Here is a 16441-nt window from a genome sequence, read left to right on the forward strand (position 1 = left end):
TCAAAAACCTCTTAATTGCTTTCTAAAACGAAAACAGAAGGCACTCAATACACAAGCTACTAAATAGCTTATGGCCGCCATACTCCAGAAACCATAAATTCCCATTGCAGATATAGAGTGACTTCCCCAGTGCAGCCCTTTATAAGCCATCCACCAACCACCGCCCAATCCGAAACATAGCACCACGACTAAAAAAATCAGCATGGGTAAAATCGACACATCCCAACAACGCAGCAAAGAGGTTAGTAACGTCATTAAGCCATCGAGAAAATGAGACATGCAGACAATCAAGAGCAGTGATGTAGCCAAAATCTGTACAGCCAAATCATCTGAATAGAACGTGACAATTAAGCCCCTCTCCAACCATAAACACAAGGATAAACTGCCACTCACTGCCATAATTACCCATATACTTTGTCTGGCAATTTTGTCTGCTTCTTTCATGTTGCCGCTGCCCATAGTTCTTGACACCAAAATGCTATAAGCCGAGGCAATTGATGAAGGAAAAATAAACATGAAACCGCCAGTGCTCGCGACAATTTGATGGGCTGCAGACACCACACTCCCGAAAGGCAAAATCAGAATAGCAACTGAACAAAATGCAATAACGTCCATCAACGCCATGATCGCAGTAGGTATCCCTATTTTTAAAATCATACGCAGACTTTGCCGGCTATCTTCATCTGACCGTTCTGGATGTTCAATAAAGATGTACTTTTTCTCTAGAAAAAACAGGTAATAAACGGTCAACATAAACCACCGTACAATGATAGTGGCTAACAACGCCCCTATCGCCCCGAGTGGCGGAATTGAAAATAAAGCGACACCATAAATCAGAAGATAAGACAAAATAATTTTAAGAATGAAGAAAAGACTATCTGATAATAAAACCTTATACGCATTTTCAGTGACCTGAGACAAAGCTGTAAATAAGCGCATCAGTAAATGGGCAGGTAAAATAAATACCAAAGCCCAAATACAGTTTTTAGTAATTAAAACGACATGTTCAGATGCACCAAATAATTTTGGTAGATCACGGAACAAGTAAAGCAAGGCAATACTCACCAATGCCGAACCTAACATCAGCCAAACGCCTTGAATAAAAATTTGACGAATACGTGGTATGTCATGGCAACCATAAGCTTCCGAGAGCTTAAGCATCACACCTTGCAGTATCCCCATTCCAATGACATAAACCACTGTATATAAAGATAAGGTCACCGATAAGGCGGCAACATGATCATTGCTAAAATGCCCTACATAAGCAATATCAATCAATCCACTTAAAATTAGAATCAAATTGCTAGAGAGCATGGGAATAAATAATTTAAAAATCTGGTTCATCAAAAAAATGCCTTATTTTTTTTCTTTGCGATTTATGTTGATATTTACGTTATTTTTAGTGCATCAATTCGAAGCAAAAGACATACCAGTTTTAAATTCAGCTCAAATAAAAAGTGCTTTAAATAAAAAGACCAAACTATCTGTTTGGTCTTCTTTTCTAATGTATATCGTTTATATAGTTATTCTTGTTTGTGTTTACTTGCCCAATAAGTCGCAAGTGCAGGACCAGAAATATTATGCCAAAGGCTGAAAATAGCACTTGGTACGGCAGTAATCGGGGAAGCCGCAAAATGCACTGCTGCAAGCGCCACGCCTAAGCCTGAGTTTTGCATTCCTACTTCTACCGCAATTGCTTTACTGTCCGCATAAGGCAATTTAAAGAAATGCGCTGCGGCAAAACCTAATAAATATCCAAGCCCATTATGCAATATCACTACCGCCAAAATGAGCAAACCCGACTGTAAAATAGCTGCTTTACTGCCACCAATAATGGCTGCCACAATCGCTACAATTGCAATCACTGAAACTAATGGCATGACTTGAATATAGGATTCAACCTGACGTTTAAGCCAAGTTCGCAAAATCAGCCCAATTACAATCGGAAGTAGTACGACCTGCAAAATCGAAATAAACATCGAAGCCGCGTCAATCTTTAGCCATTGGCTGGCGAGTAGATAGAAAATTGCAGGTGTTAACATAGGAGCCAAGAGTGTTGATACCGAGGTACAGGCGACCGATAAAGCCACATTGCCTTTGGCCATATAGGTAATGACATTTGAAGCTGTTCCTCCTGGGCAACAACCTACCAAAATAACGCCGACCGCAATTTCAGGAGGCAAATTAAATAATTTACATAATATAAATGCCAAGCCCGGCATCACGACAAACTGCGCAATAACCCCAATTAACACGGCTTTAGGGCTTTGTAGTACCCCTTTAAAATCATCAACGGTCATGGTCATTCCCATGCCAAGCATAATAATGCCCAAAATCCATGGGATGTACGCTTTGAGCCAAACAAAAAATTCAGGTTGCCATAGCGCCAGAGCTGCAAAAATAATTACCCATAGGGCAAACGTCTTTTGAACAAACTGAGTAAAACGGAGTAATGCAGACATACTGTTCATCCATACCAAATCGCAATTAAAGTCCAAGCATCAAAATCAGTATCTCTAGCATTCATTCAACAGATCAGTCGATTGAATACGGATAACCCCTTGTTGCTGCATAGTTTGCCACGCTTGTTCTAATGAACCATTAAGATCAATACTTTTGCACGCATCTTCAATTACTAAAGTTTTAAAGCCTTGCTTAACCGCATCTAAAGCAGTCCATGCGACACAAAAGTCTGTGGCAATTCCAACCACATAGACCGTATCAATACCACGTTCTTTTAAATATCCCGTTAAACCTGTCATTGTGGTGTGGTCAGCTTCCATAAAAGCTGAGTAACTATCAATATGAGCATGAAAACCTTTTCGGATAATCAGTTGAGCTGTCGGGATATTTAAATCCGGATGAAATTCGGCATCATGAGTGTCTTGTATACAATGCTTAGGCCAAAGCACCTGTGATCCATAATCCAGTTCAATCGTTTCAAATGGCTGCTTGCCCGGATGGTTGGCTGCAAAAGAAATGTGATTATCCGGATGCCAGTCTTGAGTGAGGACTACATTTTCAAAACAACCTGCCAATTGGTTAATGGTCGGAATAATCGTATCGGCGTCGGCAACTGCTAGGTTTCCACCAGGGGTAAAACCATTTTGCACGTCAACTACGACTAAAGCCGAATTTTGTGGTTGTTTATTCATTTTCATGCCATCTTAAGTCCCATTCGGGAAAAATATGCATTTTATCTTGCCATAAAAAAGACCGTGTTAAGTAGAGGTTGGAAGAATTGCACCATATTCTCATTTTTACTGTCTTTTACTTGAAATCATCAAATTGGCATTCTATGTTTTGCTCAAGTTTACATAGGGTTTATCAGTCAAGCATATTGTTCTTATGCGTCTGATCAGTCATAATTTGCATAATTGTCATTCAACAATCTGTTATTGTTAGAACTGGACAATCAAAATACTGCAACCATCCCACATTTTGTTTTTCTTACCTCAGATTCGGATGGATAAATAGGATATTTTTTAAAATGACTCAGCAAGCACAGACCATTCAAGGCTCAATCGTCGCAATCGTCACTCCCATGTTGAAAGATGGCGGTGTAGATTGGAAGAGTCTTGAGAAGCTGGTTGAGTGGCACATAGAACAAGGTACAAACAGTATTGTAGCCGTCGGTACAACCGGCGAAGCCTCAACATTGAGCATGGAAGAGCACACACAGGTTATTAAAGAAATTATTCGTGTAGCCAACAAACGTATTCCAATTATTGCCGGTACTGGTGCAAACTCAACCCGTGAAGCAATCGAATTAACTAAAGCTGCCAAAGACCTTGGCGCAGATGCAGCTTTACTTGTAACCCCATACTATAACAAGCCGACTCAAGAAGGCCTTTACCAACACTATAAAGCGATTGCTGAAGCTGTTGAATTACCGCTTATTCTTTACAACGTACCTGGTCGTACAGGTGTAGATTTGTCAAACGATACAGCTGTTCGTTTAGCGGAAATTCCAAATATTGTCGGCATTAAAGATGCAACAGGTGACGTACCGCGCGGTAAAGCTTTAATCGATGCTTTAAACGGCAAGATGGCTGTGTACTCAGGTGACGATGAAACTGCATGGGAACTTATGCTTCTTGGCGCAGACGGTAATATCTCGGTTACTGCAAACATTGCACCTAAAGCAATGAGCGAAGTATGTGCGGTTGCAATTGCAAAAGATGAGCAACAAGCAAAGACGCTTAACAATAAGATTGCAAATTTACACAATATTCTATTTTGCGAATCAAACCCAATTCCTGTGAAATGGGCACTACATGAGATGGGACTGATTGATACTGGTATTCGTTTACCACTCACTCCTCTCGCTGAGCAATATCGCGAACCTCTCCGCAATGCCCTAAAAGATGCGGGAATTATTTAATAAGAGCAATTTATGATGCAATTACGTCTTGGTTTAGTCCTTGCAGTTTCAGCCTTAAGTTTAGCTGGCTGTGGTCGCTTCGCACTCAATAATCACTCTTTAGATTATAAAAATGCAAAGCAACTCGCCCCACTTGAGTACCCTGCCGATGCAACTGTACGACCAGCGACACCTTTGTATCCTGCACCAACAGTAGACCAGCTTGCTATCGATCACGCACCGAAGTTTGAAAACAAGCGTGGCAATCGTTTTGCATTGCCACGTCCTGAACCACTTCAAACTGATACGACAGCAGATGCATCTGCTCAAACAGGTAGTGCGCTTGGTCGCCCTCAACTTGTGACAGATGGTAATAAAAATCCACTGTTAAAAATTGATGGAAGTACTGCCGAGATTTGGCAATACACCAAAGCTACGTTAAGCACGTTAAATTACAACGTCATCGCTCAAGGTAACAATCAAGCGACGATTAAAGTAAATGACAATACATATGTGCTTAAGCTCACTGGTGTTGGCTCTAGTCATAGCCTTGCTCTATTTAATCCAGATAACACTTTTGCTAGCCCTGATGTTGCCGCAGAAGTGTTAAACCAGATTTACCAAAATTGGCCAGCCTAGTCGTTTACTAGGCATTTTTTTTAAAAAAGGTTCCCTCATGTTAAAACAAACCTTGCTCTATACTGGTAAAGCAAAATCTGTATATGAAACAGACAATGCCGACCATCTGATTTTAGTCTTTCGTGATGATGCCTCTGCGTTCAATGGCGAAAAAATCGAACAACTAGATCGTAAAGGCAAGGTGAACAACCGTTTTAACGCCTTCATCATGGAAAAACTTGCTGAAGCGGGTATCGAAACGCATTTTGAAAAATTGCTTTCTCCAACTGAAGTTCTTGTTAAAAAACTTCAAATGATTCCTGTTGAATGTGTAATCCGTAACTATGCAGCAGGTTCTCTATGCCGTCGTTTAGGTGTAGAAGAAGGTAAAGAGTTAACTCCTCCTACATTTGAATTGTTCTACAAAGATGATGGCCTAGGCGATCCAATGGTTAACGAATCTCAAGCGATTGCTTTAGGTTGGGCGACTGCTGAACAGTTAGAACAAATGAAAGTGTTAACTTATAAAGTAAATGATGTATTAAAAGCATTATTTGCTGAAGGCAACATGATTTTGGTGGACTTCAAACTTGAATTTGGTGTTTTCCATGATCGTATCGTACTTGGTGATGAATTCTCTCCAGACGGTTGCCGTTTATGGGACAAAGATACTAAGAAAAAACTCGACAAAGACCGTTTCCGTCAAGGCTTAGGCGGTGTTGTTGAAGCTTATGAAGAAGTTGCTGCTCGTTTAGGCGTAGATTTATCTGACATCTAATCAGCTCAACTTTATAAAAAACCGAGCATTTCAGCTCGGTTTTTTTATTTTCAGCACCCTAGAATTTAGGAAAAGTAGACAGATTTGTATATTTAATTAAATTATGACTTGCACAATCTCAAAACAAAGCACTAAAATCTAAAAAAATATAAATTGCATCACAATAATTAAATTTTTAAATAGGATGAGTCTATGGAACTATTTAAGCCTGAAAAGAGATTAATGAATCATCCAATCCATTTTGGTGAAAATCCATTAGTGATTTTATCTAATTTTAGCCACTCTGCCTTAAAGCAGGGATGGAGCCAAGCTGAAGTCGAAACTGTCATTTCTGAAGCTTCCCAAGGCGACTATATGAAACTCATACGTACCTTGAGAGCATATACCTTGTTTTAATTATTGTTGCCATTTTCATGACTACAAGCGCTTAACTTCAACGTTACACTTTTATAGCAGGCTGTTTGAGTTTACTATCTTTTCTTATACTTAACTTTTCTCTCAGGTCTGGTCGATTCTTTTCTTCATACATTATTGTTCTAGTTCGCTTACCCCCAGAGTGTTCAATTTATAAAAAAACACATAAAGCTGGTAGGAATCTTCTAGATTTATCCTGAACACTGCCTTAACAATAAATAAAAAACGATAAATATAAATTATTTATTCAGTGAGGAGTAAACCCGATGGACCATGAACTAGAAGAAGAGAAAGTCGATCAAACCCTAAGCTGGCGTGAAAAAATGGCAGTTGAAGAACACGAGAAACTGTCGCCCCGTTTAGTATATGAAATTATTCGCCGTGATGGTGCCGAAGAGTTAGATCGCCCGACAGCCGCGCTCATCTTTTCAGGCATTGCAGCCGGTCTCGTCATCAGTTTTTCATTTGTATTTAAAGCGATTATTGCTTCTTATATCCCAACTGATGCCATCTGGACCGATTTAATTACCAATTTCGGTTATACCATTGGATTCCTGATCGCTATTTTAGGACACATGCAACTCTTTACCGAAAATACCATTACTACAGTTGTGCCCCTATTTAAGCCCTTTACCTTAGACAAATTACGAGCTGTAGGCCGTCTATGGGGAATCGTGTTTCTATGCAATATCATTGGAACAGCTTTGGCGAGTTTATTCTTCCTGACCACCGACCTGTTTACTCCAAACATTGACAAAGCCCTAGATGAGCTCGCACATCATGTTGGGTCTTTTTCCGCCACCCAAAATCTGCTTAAAGGGGTTATGTCTGGTCTTTTAATTGCTGCATTGGTCTGGATGCTACCTTCCGTCAGCAATAAGTTCCTAGTCATCTTTTTCATGACTTATCTGATAGGACTAGGCGATTTTACCCATGTGGTCGTTGGCTCTACCGAAATGTCCTATCTGGTCTGGCAAGGAGAAGCTTCTCTTGGTGAATATATGTTTAATTTCCTGATCCCAACCACCATTGGCAATATTATTGGTGGTACAGGCGTGTTTACCCTGCTGATTTATGGTCAGGTGACTGAAGAATTGGAACAATAGCAAGAAACAATAAACTATTGTTCCTGCTGCCATCTGCGTTGTTGTAAGCGTTCACCTTCAACTTCACGCTTGTTTCTTGCCGACTCATAGAGTTTGGTTCCCTTTAACTCAGGTGGCAAATAGTCTTGCAGTACAAAGTGCTCTGGGTAGTCATGAGGATAGAGATAATTAATTCCATAACCTTGCTGTTTCATCAGCTTGGTTGGCGCATTTCTCAAGTGTAAAGGTACTGGTAAATTTGCCGTTTTCTCAGCAAGTTCTAAGGCCTTATTAATCGCGAGGTAAGTACTATTACTTTTTGCACTCGTTGCTAAGTAAACTGCTGTTTGACCCAAAATAATTCGAGCCTCAGGCATTCCCACCGCCTGTACAGAACGGAAACATTCACCTGCAAGCAATAATGCATTTGGATTCGAGTTTCCAATGTCTTCTGAAGCGGCAATCAACATACGTCTTGCAATAAAAACCGGATCTTCCCCACCTTTAAGCATCCGCGCCATCCAGTACAAAGCCGCATCCGGATCACTACCACGAATCGATTTGATAAAGGCAGAAACGAGGTCGTAATGCTGTTCACCCGATTTGTCATAACGCGCAATATTTTGCTGAGCGACTTTTACTACAACCGCATTGGTAATGGTATTTTCAACTTCGGGCTCAAAAGTACTTGCAATTAAGTCAAGTAAATTGAGTGCCTTACGAGCATCACCTGCTGCAAACTGTAAAAGAGCATCATACTCTTCAATATGAATATAGCGTTCTTTTAAAAATTTATCGTTTTGGAGTGCATTGTTAAGTAGCGTCTGAATTGCTTCACTGTCTAAACTGTTTAAGGTATAGACCTGACAGCGTGATAAAAGTGCACTATTGACTTCAAAAGACGGGTTTTCAGTGGTGGCGCCAATTAATGTAATTTTACCTTTTTCTACGGCACCTAATAATGCATCTTGCTGTGATTTATTAAAGCGATGGATTTCGTCAATAAAAACTACAGGTGTCAGTAAGTCACCACTTTCTGCAATCACTTCACGTAATTCTTTTACGCCCGTATTTAGCGCAGATAAGCTCACAAATGGACGATCTATTGCCTGAGCTAAAAGCAAAGCAATTGTCGTTTTACCGACGCCTGGCGGCCCCCAAAAAATAATAGAAGGCAAATGCCCCTGATCAATCATTTGACGTAAGGGCGCATGTTCACCTAACAAATGATCTTGCCCAATAATTTCAGACAAGTCTCTCGGGCGCAGGCGTTCAGGAAGTGGAATATGGGTGTCTGACATCTCAAATAGCTTTATCGTCTTTTCACTATAGTCTATTGTGTCTCACAGAAATCTACAATTTGAATCTATGAGACACATCCTTTATTTACAGGGTATTTCCTAGCATTAAGAGGGTTTCTTACTCAGCTTGAGTAAACGAGCATTGGGGCCATCTTCAATTACCCAAATTGAACCGTCTTGTGCTTCATGTAACCCACGAATACGTTGCTTCATCTCTAATCTTTGTACTTCTTTTACGGGCTTATGCTCTAAATCTACAACTACAATTGCTTCTGAAGATAACCCGCCAATTAAAGCTTTATTTTGCCATGCGGGAAATTGTTGTCCGCGATAAATAATTAAGCTCGACGGTGAGATTACAGGGGTCCAGTCAATTTCTGGCGCTTTAAACTCTGGGCGCGTGTGATGATCTGGGATAGGCTGACCTGAATAATGATCTCCATTTGAAACAATCGGATAACCATAGTTTTCGCCTTTGGTAATAATATTAAGCTCATCACCACCTTTTGGCCCCATCTCAACCACCCATAGCTGTCCTTTACGGTCAAAGGCCATTCCTAATGGGTTACGATGTCCAAGTGACCATATTTCAGCAGTGACACCGCCTTGCTCATAAAAAGGGTTACCTAAGGCTGCTGAACCGTCGTCATTTAAACGCAAGATTTTGCCCAAGTTGCTTTTCATATTTTGGGCAGGGTCAAACTTTTGGCGCTCACCTGAACTGACCCAAAGCTTACCGTCTGCACCAAAAAGCATGCGATGCCCATAATGGCCTTGTCCTGAGACTTTAGGTACTTGCTGCCAAATCTGCTTTATATCGGTGAGTTTTGGCTGATTAGGATTAGATAAATCTAATTTTGCACGTGAAATCACTGCACCAGACCCACCTTGCCCTTTGGCTGCATAACTAAGATATATCCAGTGATTTTTGGCAAAGTCTGGGTGTAGAGCAACATCCCCTAAACCGCCCTGTCCGCCATAGTTCACCGCTGGAACACCCTGAACATCTAGCACTTGTTTATTTTGTGGATTAAAAATTTTTAGCTTACCTTGCCGTTCAGTCACCAATAACCGCTGATCAGGCAAACTGGTGATCGCCCAAGGCTCATTAAAATGTGCGACTGCCTCGACCTGATAAGTTTGTTTGGCAGCACTGGTCTGCTCTGTTTTTGCAGTTGTATTTTGTTCAGGATTTTTTGAATTAGTATTATTAGAGCCACAGGCCATTAACAAGAAGAAACTACTACATAATAAGGGGGCTGCTAATCGTCTCATCATTTTTATCTCCTTTTGCTTTTATTTTTATATAACGGAGATGATTAAAAAATTTACGATAAAAATGTTACTTTATTATACGCTGTAATTAAAAATGCTCATCGGGAGCGTATTAACGCACCCAACGCACCACATAATCTTCGATATCATCTTCATGTACATCAGTTTCAGGAATACAACGCCCTGCTACCGACTTTTTCGCTTTCACTACGCTTTGTCTGGAACCCGTATTTAAATAGTGCCAAGAAGGTAAATTTTTACCTTCATTCAAACGTTTATAGGCACAGCTCGATGGCAGCCAGTGTATGGTTTTTAAGGTTTCCGGCGTTAGTTGTAAACAGTCGGGTACTTGCTGCTGACGGTTTGGGTAGTCAGAACAACGTCCAGTATTGCAATCAAGTAACTTGCACGCCACTTTGGTGTACGCAACTTCATGTGTATCTTCATCTTCTAGCTTGACCAAACAGCACAATCCGCACCCATCACACAGTGCCTCCCACTCAGCCTGAGTCAGTTGCTCTAGCGTATAATTTTTCCAAAACAATGGACGAAGTGAGGTCTCGGTAGACATAAGATTTTAACGGCTATATAGATCAAGCAAAGTCAGATTATAGCATTGAAGTACGCTGGTCTTAAGAAAAGAAGCCGTATTTTTGGCATCACAAAATGATTGTTTAATATACATTTCAACCACATAAACGACACATTTCGTGCAAAAAACACGCTATATAGTAAAAAGACAATGAAAAATAAGGAGGACAGCATATGTTCCGTTGGGCAATAATTTTTGCAGTGATTGCACTCATTGCCAGTCTATTAGGGTTTGGTGGTGTTGCAGGGTTATCTAAAGACTTTGCCGTGATTTTATTAGTGATAGCTGTAATTCTCGCTGTTATTGGTTTTATTTCGCGAGGCCGAACTTAATTTAATCATGACCATATCAAAAAGAAGGAACTCGTTCCTTCTTTTTTTATTGCATAAATATTTCTATGCTTTTCTTTTGATGTAGTTTTTTACATAGTTATTTATATGGCTTTTATTTTTTATGCTTTAATCAAGCGTATTTAAATCGAATTTAATTTCAGGATTAATGTCATGAGTACAGCAATTAAAACCCGTGAAATTCAATATACTGCACCAGATGGTAGCCATTTAATTGGTTACTTTGCGGCTCCAGAAAGTGAAACACCTGTACCAGGTGTCATTATTGGTCCTGAGTGGTGGGGTCGTAACGAATACACTGAACAACGTGCGCGTGAACTTGCTGAACACGGTTATGCTGCACTTGCAATTGACATGTATGGCGATAAAAAAGTAACAACGACTGCAGCTCAAGCTTATGAATGGATGATGCAGACATTTGAAGATTTAGACACGGTAACTGATCGTGCCAACGCAGGTCTTCAGACTTTGGCTGCTCAACCGGAAGTAAATAGTGAAAAACTTGCAGCGGTAGGTTTTTGCTATGGTGGCAAAGTGGTACTCGATCTAGCTCGCTCAGGTGCTCCCCTCAAAGCAACTGCGACATTCCATGGTACATTAGCTCCTAAGGCTCCTGCTCAAAAAGGCAACATTCAAGGTGAGGTATTGGTTCTACATGGTGAACTAGACAGCATGGTCACCTTAGAAGATGTTGCTAATTTTGAAAAAGAGATGCAAGCTGCTGAGGTTAAACATGAGGTAGTGGTTTTAAAAGATGCTAAACATGGCTTTAGTAACCCGCTTGCAGATGAAAGAGCTAAAGCGAATGGTGTAGACCTTGGCTACAACAGCGAAGCGGAGAAACAAGGCCTTGCTAAAATGTACGCTTTATTAGAACGTACTTTAAAATAAAAGAAGCAAATTTGGAGCAAATGGCATTTTTCGCATTTGCTCCCTTAAATGTTTATGACTTTGCAATATTTTTACTGTATTTTTTAAACCATACTTCAATAAATATACTCCCGTTGAGCTAGAGCAAAGCCTAGTCTTATTTCCCGCACTCGGGGTTTAATGGAATAACATGAGAGGATACAACAATGACTGACAAGAAATGTCCGTATTGCGATTTTGATGAATATGACATCATTGATAAGAATGAATTTGCTGTAATTTTACCAGACCCAAATCCGTTGTCTAAAGGTCACTGTGTAGTGACTCCACTACGCCATGTCAGCTCGTTTTTTGATATTACGTCTAAAGAGCACCAAGGCTTACTGACACTTCTTGAAATTGCCCGTCATGAAACCCAGCTTCGCCATCAGCCAGACGGTTTCCATATTGGCTTTAATGATGGTGAAGTGTTTGGACAGACTTCTGACCATTTCCACATTCATGTCATTCCATATTACAAAAATCAACCGTTGAAACTTGATCAACGTTGGGGTGTACAAAAGGATTAATCCTTTTTACTCATAGAATAGGGACTACATTTTTGATGTAGTCCCTGTTTTCATATGTCCATTTTCTTCGGTTGCTTTAAACAAAATTTCACCCAAATTTCAGCTATAATTTAGCCCTTACTTTTCTTCTATAGCTGTTCATGCCTGAATTTTCTTTTTCTGATGCCCTCTTAAACTGGTTCGATCAACATGGTCGGCATGATTTGCCTTGGCAAGTCGCAGATGATCCATACAAAGTCTGGGTTTCTGAAATTATGTTACAGCAAACTCAGGTAAAAACAGTTCTGCAATATTTTGACCGCTTTATGGAGCGCTTCCCAACTGTAGAAGCTTTAGGCTATGCAACTTGGGATGAAGTCGCCCCTTATTGGGCAGGTCTTGGCTATTACGCTCGTGCCCGCAATTTGCATAAAGCTGCCGGCCTTGTAGCACAGCAAGGCAAATTTCCTGAAACTCTAGAAGAATGGATTGCACTACCCGGCATTGGTCGCTCGACCGCAGGTGCACTCATGTCTTTAGGTTTACGTCAGTATGGCGTGATTATGGATGGCAACGTGAAACGCGTTTTAGCCCGTTTCTTTGCCATTGAAGATGACTTAAGCAAACCACAGCACGAACGTGAAATGTGGAAACTGGCTGAAGAGCTTTGTCCCACCCAACGCAATCATGACTACACTCAAGCAATTATGGACTTGGGTGCGACCATCTGTACGCCTAAAAAACCTCTTTGTTTATATTGCCCAATGCAAGCTCATTGTCAGGCTTATCAGCAAGGTTTAGAACAAGAATTACCTTTTAAAAAACCGAAAAAAACACCGCCTGTTAAAACGGCAGATGTTCTTATTATTCAGTGCGAAGATGAATGGTTCTGGCAGCAACGCCAAGCTCATGGTCTATGGGGCGGTTTATTTTGTTTACCTATTTTAGAAAATGAACATGAACGCTTGAAATTAAGTCAGCAATTTAAGCTACAACCTCAACCACAAACTTTTCAGATCAGTCATAGCTTTACTCACTTCACATGGTTACTTAATGCTCATGTGTTCCACGTGGAACTTGATCAAAAAGAACATCTGGCGATTGAACTTGAAGGCCAATGGCTGAGTCCAGAACAAGCTATTGCTAAAGGTGTTCCAACTGCTATGAAAAAATTGATCTCGACAAGCCGTTCATGACATAGTGAGCAAAATAATTTTGATATGGCTGTGACAGGGAGTATTTTGTGCGACGTTTAGTTTCCCATCTCTCACTTGGTTTTCTCATTATTCTATTGGCAGCCTGTGCCAGTGCGCCTAAAAAACCTGCCCCGCTTTCACCAGCCCAAGTTAGCAAACTCAAGAGTATGCAGCTTCCAAGTCGGCTTCCTGTTCCGGTAAAAGGTGTCGATCGAGATGAGCTAAAAGACACATGGGGAGCTGCTCGGAGTCAGGGCCGTAGCCACGAAGGAATTGATATTTTGGCTCCACGTGGAACCAAAGTGTACAGTGCAACTGAAGGGCTCATTGCCGATCTTCGTAATAATAACCTCGGTGGCAAAGTCATCTGGATTTTAGGCCCAGCAGGAACATGGCATTATTATGCTCATCTTGATGGACATAAACGTGGCTTAAACGTAGGTGACTATGTCAAAAAAGGTGATTTAATTGGCTATGTCGGCAACACGGGCAATGCACGTTATACTTCACCTCATCTTCATTATGGTCTTTACTTAGATGGTAAAGGTCGTGGTGCTGTTAATCCTTATTCATATTTACGCTAGGAACATTTTATGTCGGAAGCGCTGATCAATCGCTTAGTAGAATTTGCCGAGTCTGGCAACCAGCAAAAGATCATTTTAAATGGCAATAGCTATCAAGGCTGGATCATGGAAATCAGTGATGATGCCCTACTGATCAGTACCGGTTTTTCAGATAAAGTTGGCAAAGACTTTTGGCTAAAGTTTGAAGACTTAACTCAAGCTGAACTGTATTATTGGGATACTCGCCCAAATGAATGGGTACCATTCAAACTCTAAAATACCAAGATAAATATAAGGAGTATCATCATGAAAACTCAACGCTGCGGATGGTGTTCCGATGATCCACTCTATATTGCTTACCATGATGAAGAATGGGGAAAACCAGAACACGACGAAGCCCGATTATTTGAAATGCTCTGTCTTGAAGGACAACAAGCAGGTCTATCTTGGATTACCGTACTAAAAAAAAGAGAAAGCTACCGCCAGCACTTTTTTAATCATCCTATTGCTGACATTGCCGCATTTACGGATGACTTTTTAGAAACAAAACTATCCGATGCAAGCTTAATTCGTCACTTGGGGAAACTCAAAGCTATTCGTGATAATGCGATTGCTTGGCAAGCCCTTAAAGCCCAAGTTGGTGATGTTTCTAAATGGCTTTGGCAGTTTGTAGATGCAGCGCCACAAAACAATGATGTTGCAGATTATCGTAAGGCTCCTGCTCAAACTGAGCTCAGCCTAAAACTTTCCAAAACGCTCAAAAAAAATGGTTTCAAATTTGTTGGTCCAACCACCTGCTATGCGTTTATGCAGGCAGTGGGTATGGTCAATGACCATGAAAACGATTGTCAATTTAAAGCTTCCTAACCCACCAGAACGGTTCAAATCCGCTTAAGGAGTTTCCGATGAGCAATAATACGATTCAGGCTTATGCTGCAATGCAGGCAGGTGAAAAACTGGTCCCATACCAATTTGATGCAGGTGAATTACAACCGCATCAGGTTGAGGTAAAAGTTGAATACTGTGGTTTGTGTCATTCTGATATTTCTGTTTTAAATAATGAATGGCGCTCAACCGTGTACCCTGTAATTGCAGGCCATGAAATTATTGGACGAATTGTTGCTTTAGGCTCAGAAGCCAAAGGACTACAAATTGGGCAACGTGTCGGTATTGGCTGGACCGCCGAGAGTTGCCAAGCCTGTGATGAGTGTATTGGTGGTCAGCAAGTTCTTTGTACGGGCGAAAATGTAGCAACAATCGTGGGACATGCGGGTGGTTTTGCCGATAAAGTTCGTGCAGGCTGGCAATGGGCCATTCCCCTTCCCGAAGATTTAGACCCAGAAAGTGCAGGCCCTTTACTTTGCGGCGGAATTACCGTTTTTGATCCACTACTCAAACACAAAATACAGGCAACACATCACGTGGGTGTGATTGGTATTGGTGGTTTGGGCCATATTGCCATTAAGCTCCTTAAAGCGTGGGGCTGTGAAATTACGGCTTTTAGTTCTAACCCAGATAAAACCGAAGAACTCAAAGCAATGGGAGCCGACCATGTGGTGAATAGCCGCGATACAGAAGCGGTAAAAGCTCAAAAGGGTAAATTTGATTTATTGCTGAGTACCGTGAATGTGACTTTAAATTGGCGTGCTTTCATTTCTACGCTAGCACCAAACGGTTCTTTGCACTTTTTAGGACTGACCCTAGAACCTGTTCCTGTTTCTGTCGGCTCACTTATCGATGGTGCCAAGTCAGTAACAGGCTCACCTACAGGTTCACCTGCTGCTCTACGCCAACTTTTAAAGTTTGCCGCACGCAAAAAAATTGCACCTCAAATTGAGCTATTTCCAATGTCACAGCTCAATGAAGCAATTGAACGTCTACACTCAGGTCAAGCACGCTACCGTATTGTGCTTAAAGCAGACTTTGCAGAATAAAACTAACTCACTGTTTGCATCTGTTGTCGCGACCAGTCTGCCAAGCTCATAATTGCTTGGCGGACATCTGCTGTTAACTCATGGCCTGCGTTTAAACGAATAAAATGCCGATAACGTTCATCCTCACCAAAAACATGGCCCGGTACTACAGTAATTCCCTGAGCTTGGGCAGTGTAATAGAGCGCTAAACTATCTACACTCTTAGGTAACTGTATCCATAATGCATATCCGCCTTCGGGCTGGCTCCTTCTTCGGCCGCATTCAGCTCATTTAAAATTTTACGGGCTTTTATAAGAAATTGTTGCCCTTCTTGAGTCAATTTCAATTTACGCGTTGTTCGCTCTAGCAAAGTCACATCTAACTTTGCTTCCAAGCGGGTTAAAGATCGGCTCACCCCCGAAGGTGTTTGCTTTAAATGTTCTGCTGCTGCCACAAATGAACCTGTATCAACAATTGTGATAAAGGCAACAAGTTCTTCAATTGTTGATTTCATCGTTTATTCTATTATTGACTAAACATCAAAGATATTTTGCTTAGGGTTTGTTGACATTTAC

19 protein-coding genes and 2 pseudogenes are annotated in these 16441 nt (G+C 41.0%); 13 read left to right on the top strand and 8 right to left on the bottom strand.

The genetic code is table 11. The features are described 5' to 3' along the window. The 3 genes from RFX69_RS06875 to pncA form a co-directional block, all read right to left on the bottom strand. Entirely contained in the window at positions 1 to 1344 is a 1344-nt protein-coding gene (locus RFX69_RS06875) for an MATE family efflux transporter (protein WP_289332859.1), read from the bottom strand. A 179-nt stretch (positions 1345 to 1523) separates the two neighbouring features. Beyond that, positions 1524 to 2462 (bottom strand): bile acid:sodium symporter family protein, encoded by a 939-nt coding sequence (locus tag RFX69_RS06880; protein ID WP_289332858.1) that lies wholly within the window; start codon positions 2460 to 2462, stop codon positions 1524 to 1526. Between the two features lie 54 nt (positions 2463 to 2516). Then, positions 2517 to 3161 (bottom strand): bifunctional nicotinamidase/pyrazinamidase, encoded by a 645-nt coding sequence (gene pncA, locus RFX69_RS06885; protein WP_289332857.1) that lies wholly within the window; start codon positions 3159 to 3161, stop codon positions 2517 to 2519. A gap of 329 nt (positions 3162 to 3490) precedes the next feature. On the opposite strand from pncA, the gene dapA reads away from it, so the two are divergent. The 5 genes from dapA to RFX69_RS06910 all read left to right on the top strand — a co-directional run bounded on the left by dapA (position 3491) and on the right by RFX69_RS06910 (position 7279). After that, the gene (gene dapA, locus RFX69_RS06890) at positions 3491 to 4384 is read left to right on the top strand and encodes a 4-hydroxy-tetrahydrodipicolinate synthase (protein WP_000193600.1); all 894 of its coding nucleotides are present in this window, start codon (positions 3491 to 3493) and stop codon (positions 4382 to 4384) included. A 15-nt stretch (positions 4385 to 4399) separates the two neighbouring features. Beyond that, complete coding sequence (locus RFX69_RS06895) at positions 4400 to 5002, top strand: hypothetical protein (RefSeq protein ID WP_001177091.1); 603 nt, start codon at positions 4400 to 4402, stop codon at positions 5000 to 5002. Between the two features lie 37 nt (positions 5003 to 5039). Further along, positions 5040 to 5759 carry a phosphoribosylaminoimidazolesuccinocarboxamide synthase gene (gene purC, locus RFX69_RS06900; RefSeq protein WP_000917863.1) on the top strand — a complete coding sequence of 240 codons (720 nt, stop codon included), beginning with the start codon at positions 5040 to 5042 and terminating at the stop codon, positions 5757 to 5759. A 192-nt stretch (positions 5760 to 5951) separates the two neighbouring features. Next, the gene (locus tag RFX69_RS06905) at positions 5952 to 6155 is read left to right on the top strand and encodes a hypothetical protein (RefSeq protein WP_000418560.1); all 204 of its coding nucleotides are present in this window, start codon (positions 5952 to 5954) and stop codon (positions 6153 to 6155) included. A gap of 284 nt (positions 6156 to 6439) precedes the next feature. After that, positions 6440 to 7279 carry a formate/nitrite transporter family protein gene (locus RFX69_RS06910; RefSeq protein WP_272370941.1) on the top strand — a complete coding sequence of 280 codons (840 nt, stop codon included), beginning with the start codon at positions 6440 to 6442 and terminating at the stop codon, positions 7277 to 7279. Between the two features lie 14 nt (positions 7280 to 7293). On the opposite strand, the gene RFX69_RS06915 is transcribed toward RFX69_RS06910, so the two are convergent. From RFX69_RS06915 to RFX69_RS06925, 3 genes are all read right to left on the bottom strand, one after another. Then, on the bottom strand, positions 7294 to 8559 hold the full coding sequence (locus RFX69_RS06915) for a replication-associated recombination protein A (RefSeq protein ID WP_001285409.1): 1266 nt from the start codon (positions 8557 to 8559) through the stop codon (positions 7294 to 7296). A 105-nt stretch (positions 8560 to 8664) separates the two neighbouring features. Next, positions 8665 to 9837, bottom strand: coding sequence for a PQQ-dependent sugar dehydrogenase (locus RFX69_RS06920; protein ID WP_254946418.1), 1173 nt, complete (start codon positions 9835 to 9837; stop codon positions 8665 to 8667). A gap of 109 nt (positions 9838 to 9946) precedes the next feature. Beyond that, positions 9947 to 10405, bottom strand: a complete 459-nt coding sequence (locus RFX69_RS06925; protein ID WP_000102817.1) for a YcgN family cysteine cluster protein — start codon at positions 10403 to 10405, stop codon at positions 9947 to 9949. 194 nt (positions 10406 to 10599) lie between these two features. Here RFX69_RS06925 and RFX69_RS06930 point away from each other — a divergent pair, with 194 nt between their 5' ends. The 8 genes from RFX69_RS06930 to RFX69_RS06965 all read left to right on the top strand — a co-directional run bounded on the left by RFX69_RS06930 (position 10600) and on the right by RFX69_RS06965 (position 15887). After that, on the top strand, positions 10600 to 10758 hold the full coding sequence (locus RFX69_RS06930) for a DUF1328 domain-containing protein (protein ID WP_000490267.1): 159 nt from the start codon (positions 10600 to 10602) through the stop codon (positions 10756 to 10758). 171 nt (positions 10759 to 10929) lie between these two features. Further along, on the top strand, positions 10930 to 11667 hold the full coding sequence (locus RFX69_RS06935; protein WP_000100767.1) for a dienelactone hydrolase family protein: 738 nt from the start codon (positions 10930 to 10932) through the stop codon (positions 11665 to 11667). Positions 11668 to 11852: 185 nt separating this feature from the next. Next, entirely contained in the window at positions 11853 to 12215 is a 363-nt protein-coding gene (locus RFX69_RS06940; RefSeq protein WP_000130110.1) for an HIT family protein, read from the top strand. 140 nt (positions 12216 to 12355) lie between these two features. Next, complete coding sequence (mutY, locus tag RFX69_RS06945) at positions 12356 to 13390, top strand: A/G-specific adenine glycosylase (RefSeq protein WP_001113873.1); 1035 nt, start codon at positions 12356 to 12358, stop codon at positions 13388 to 13390. Positions 13391 to 13437: 47 nt separating this feature from the next. Beyond that, a complete protein-coding gene (locus tag RFX69_RS06950; RefSeq protein ID WP_001253744.1) occupies positions 13438 to 13974 on the top strand; it encodes a M23 family metallopeptidase in 537 nt (178 codons plus the stop codon). A 9-nt stretch (positions 13975 to 13983) separates the two neighbouring features. Beyond that, the gene (locus RFX69_RS06955) at positions 13984 to 14229 is read left to right on the top strand and encodes a hypothetical protein (RefSeq protein ID WP_001287365.1); all 246 of its coding nucleotides are present in this window, start codon (positions 13984 to 13986) and stop codon (positions 14227 to 14229) included. A gap of 30 nt (positions 14230 to 14259) precedes the next feature. Continuing rightward, positions 14260 to 14820 (top strand): DNA-3-methyladenine glycosylase I, encoded by a 561-nt coding sequence (locus RFX69_RS06960; protein ID WP_000857019.1) that lies wholly within the window; start codon positions 14260 to 14262, stop codon positions 14818 to 14820. A 38-nt stretch (positions 14821 to 14858) separates the two neighbouring features. After that, positions 14859 to 15887 carry an NAD(P)-dependent alcohol dehydrogenase gene (locus RFX69_RS06965; RefSeq protein ID WP_289332856.1) on the top strand — a complete coding sequence of 343 codons (1029 nt, stop codon included), beginning with the start codon at positions 14859 to 14861 and terminating at the stop codon, positions 15885 to 15887. A 2-nt stretch (positions 15888 to 15889) separates the two neighbouring features. On the opposite strand, the pseudogene RFX69_RS06970 reads toward RFX69_RS06965, so the two are convergent. Next, a pseudogene (locus tag RFX69_RS06970) lies at positions 15890 to 16132 on the bottom strand (PLP-dependent aminotransferase family protein); the annotation flags it as partial. Between the two features lie 2 nt (positions 16133 to 16134). After that, a pseudogene (locus RFX69_RS06975) lies at positions 16135 to 16380 on the bottom strand (LysR family transcriptional regulator); the annotation flags it as partial. Positions 16381 to 16441 lie beyond the last annotated feature (61 nt).

It is taken from the genome of Acinetobacter sp. 148 (assembly GCF_031196675.1).
Classification (GTDB): domain Bacteria; phylum Pseudomonadota; class Gammaproteobacteria; order Pseudomonadales; family Moraxellaceae; genus Acinetobacter; species Acinetobacter baumannii.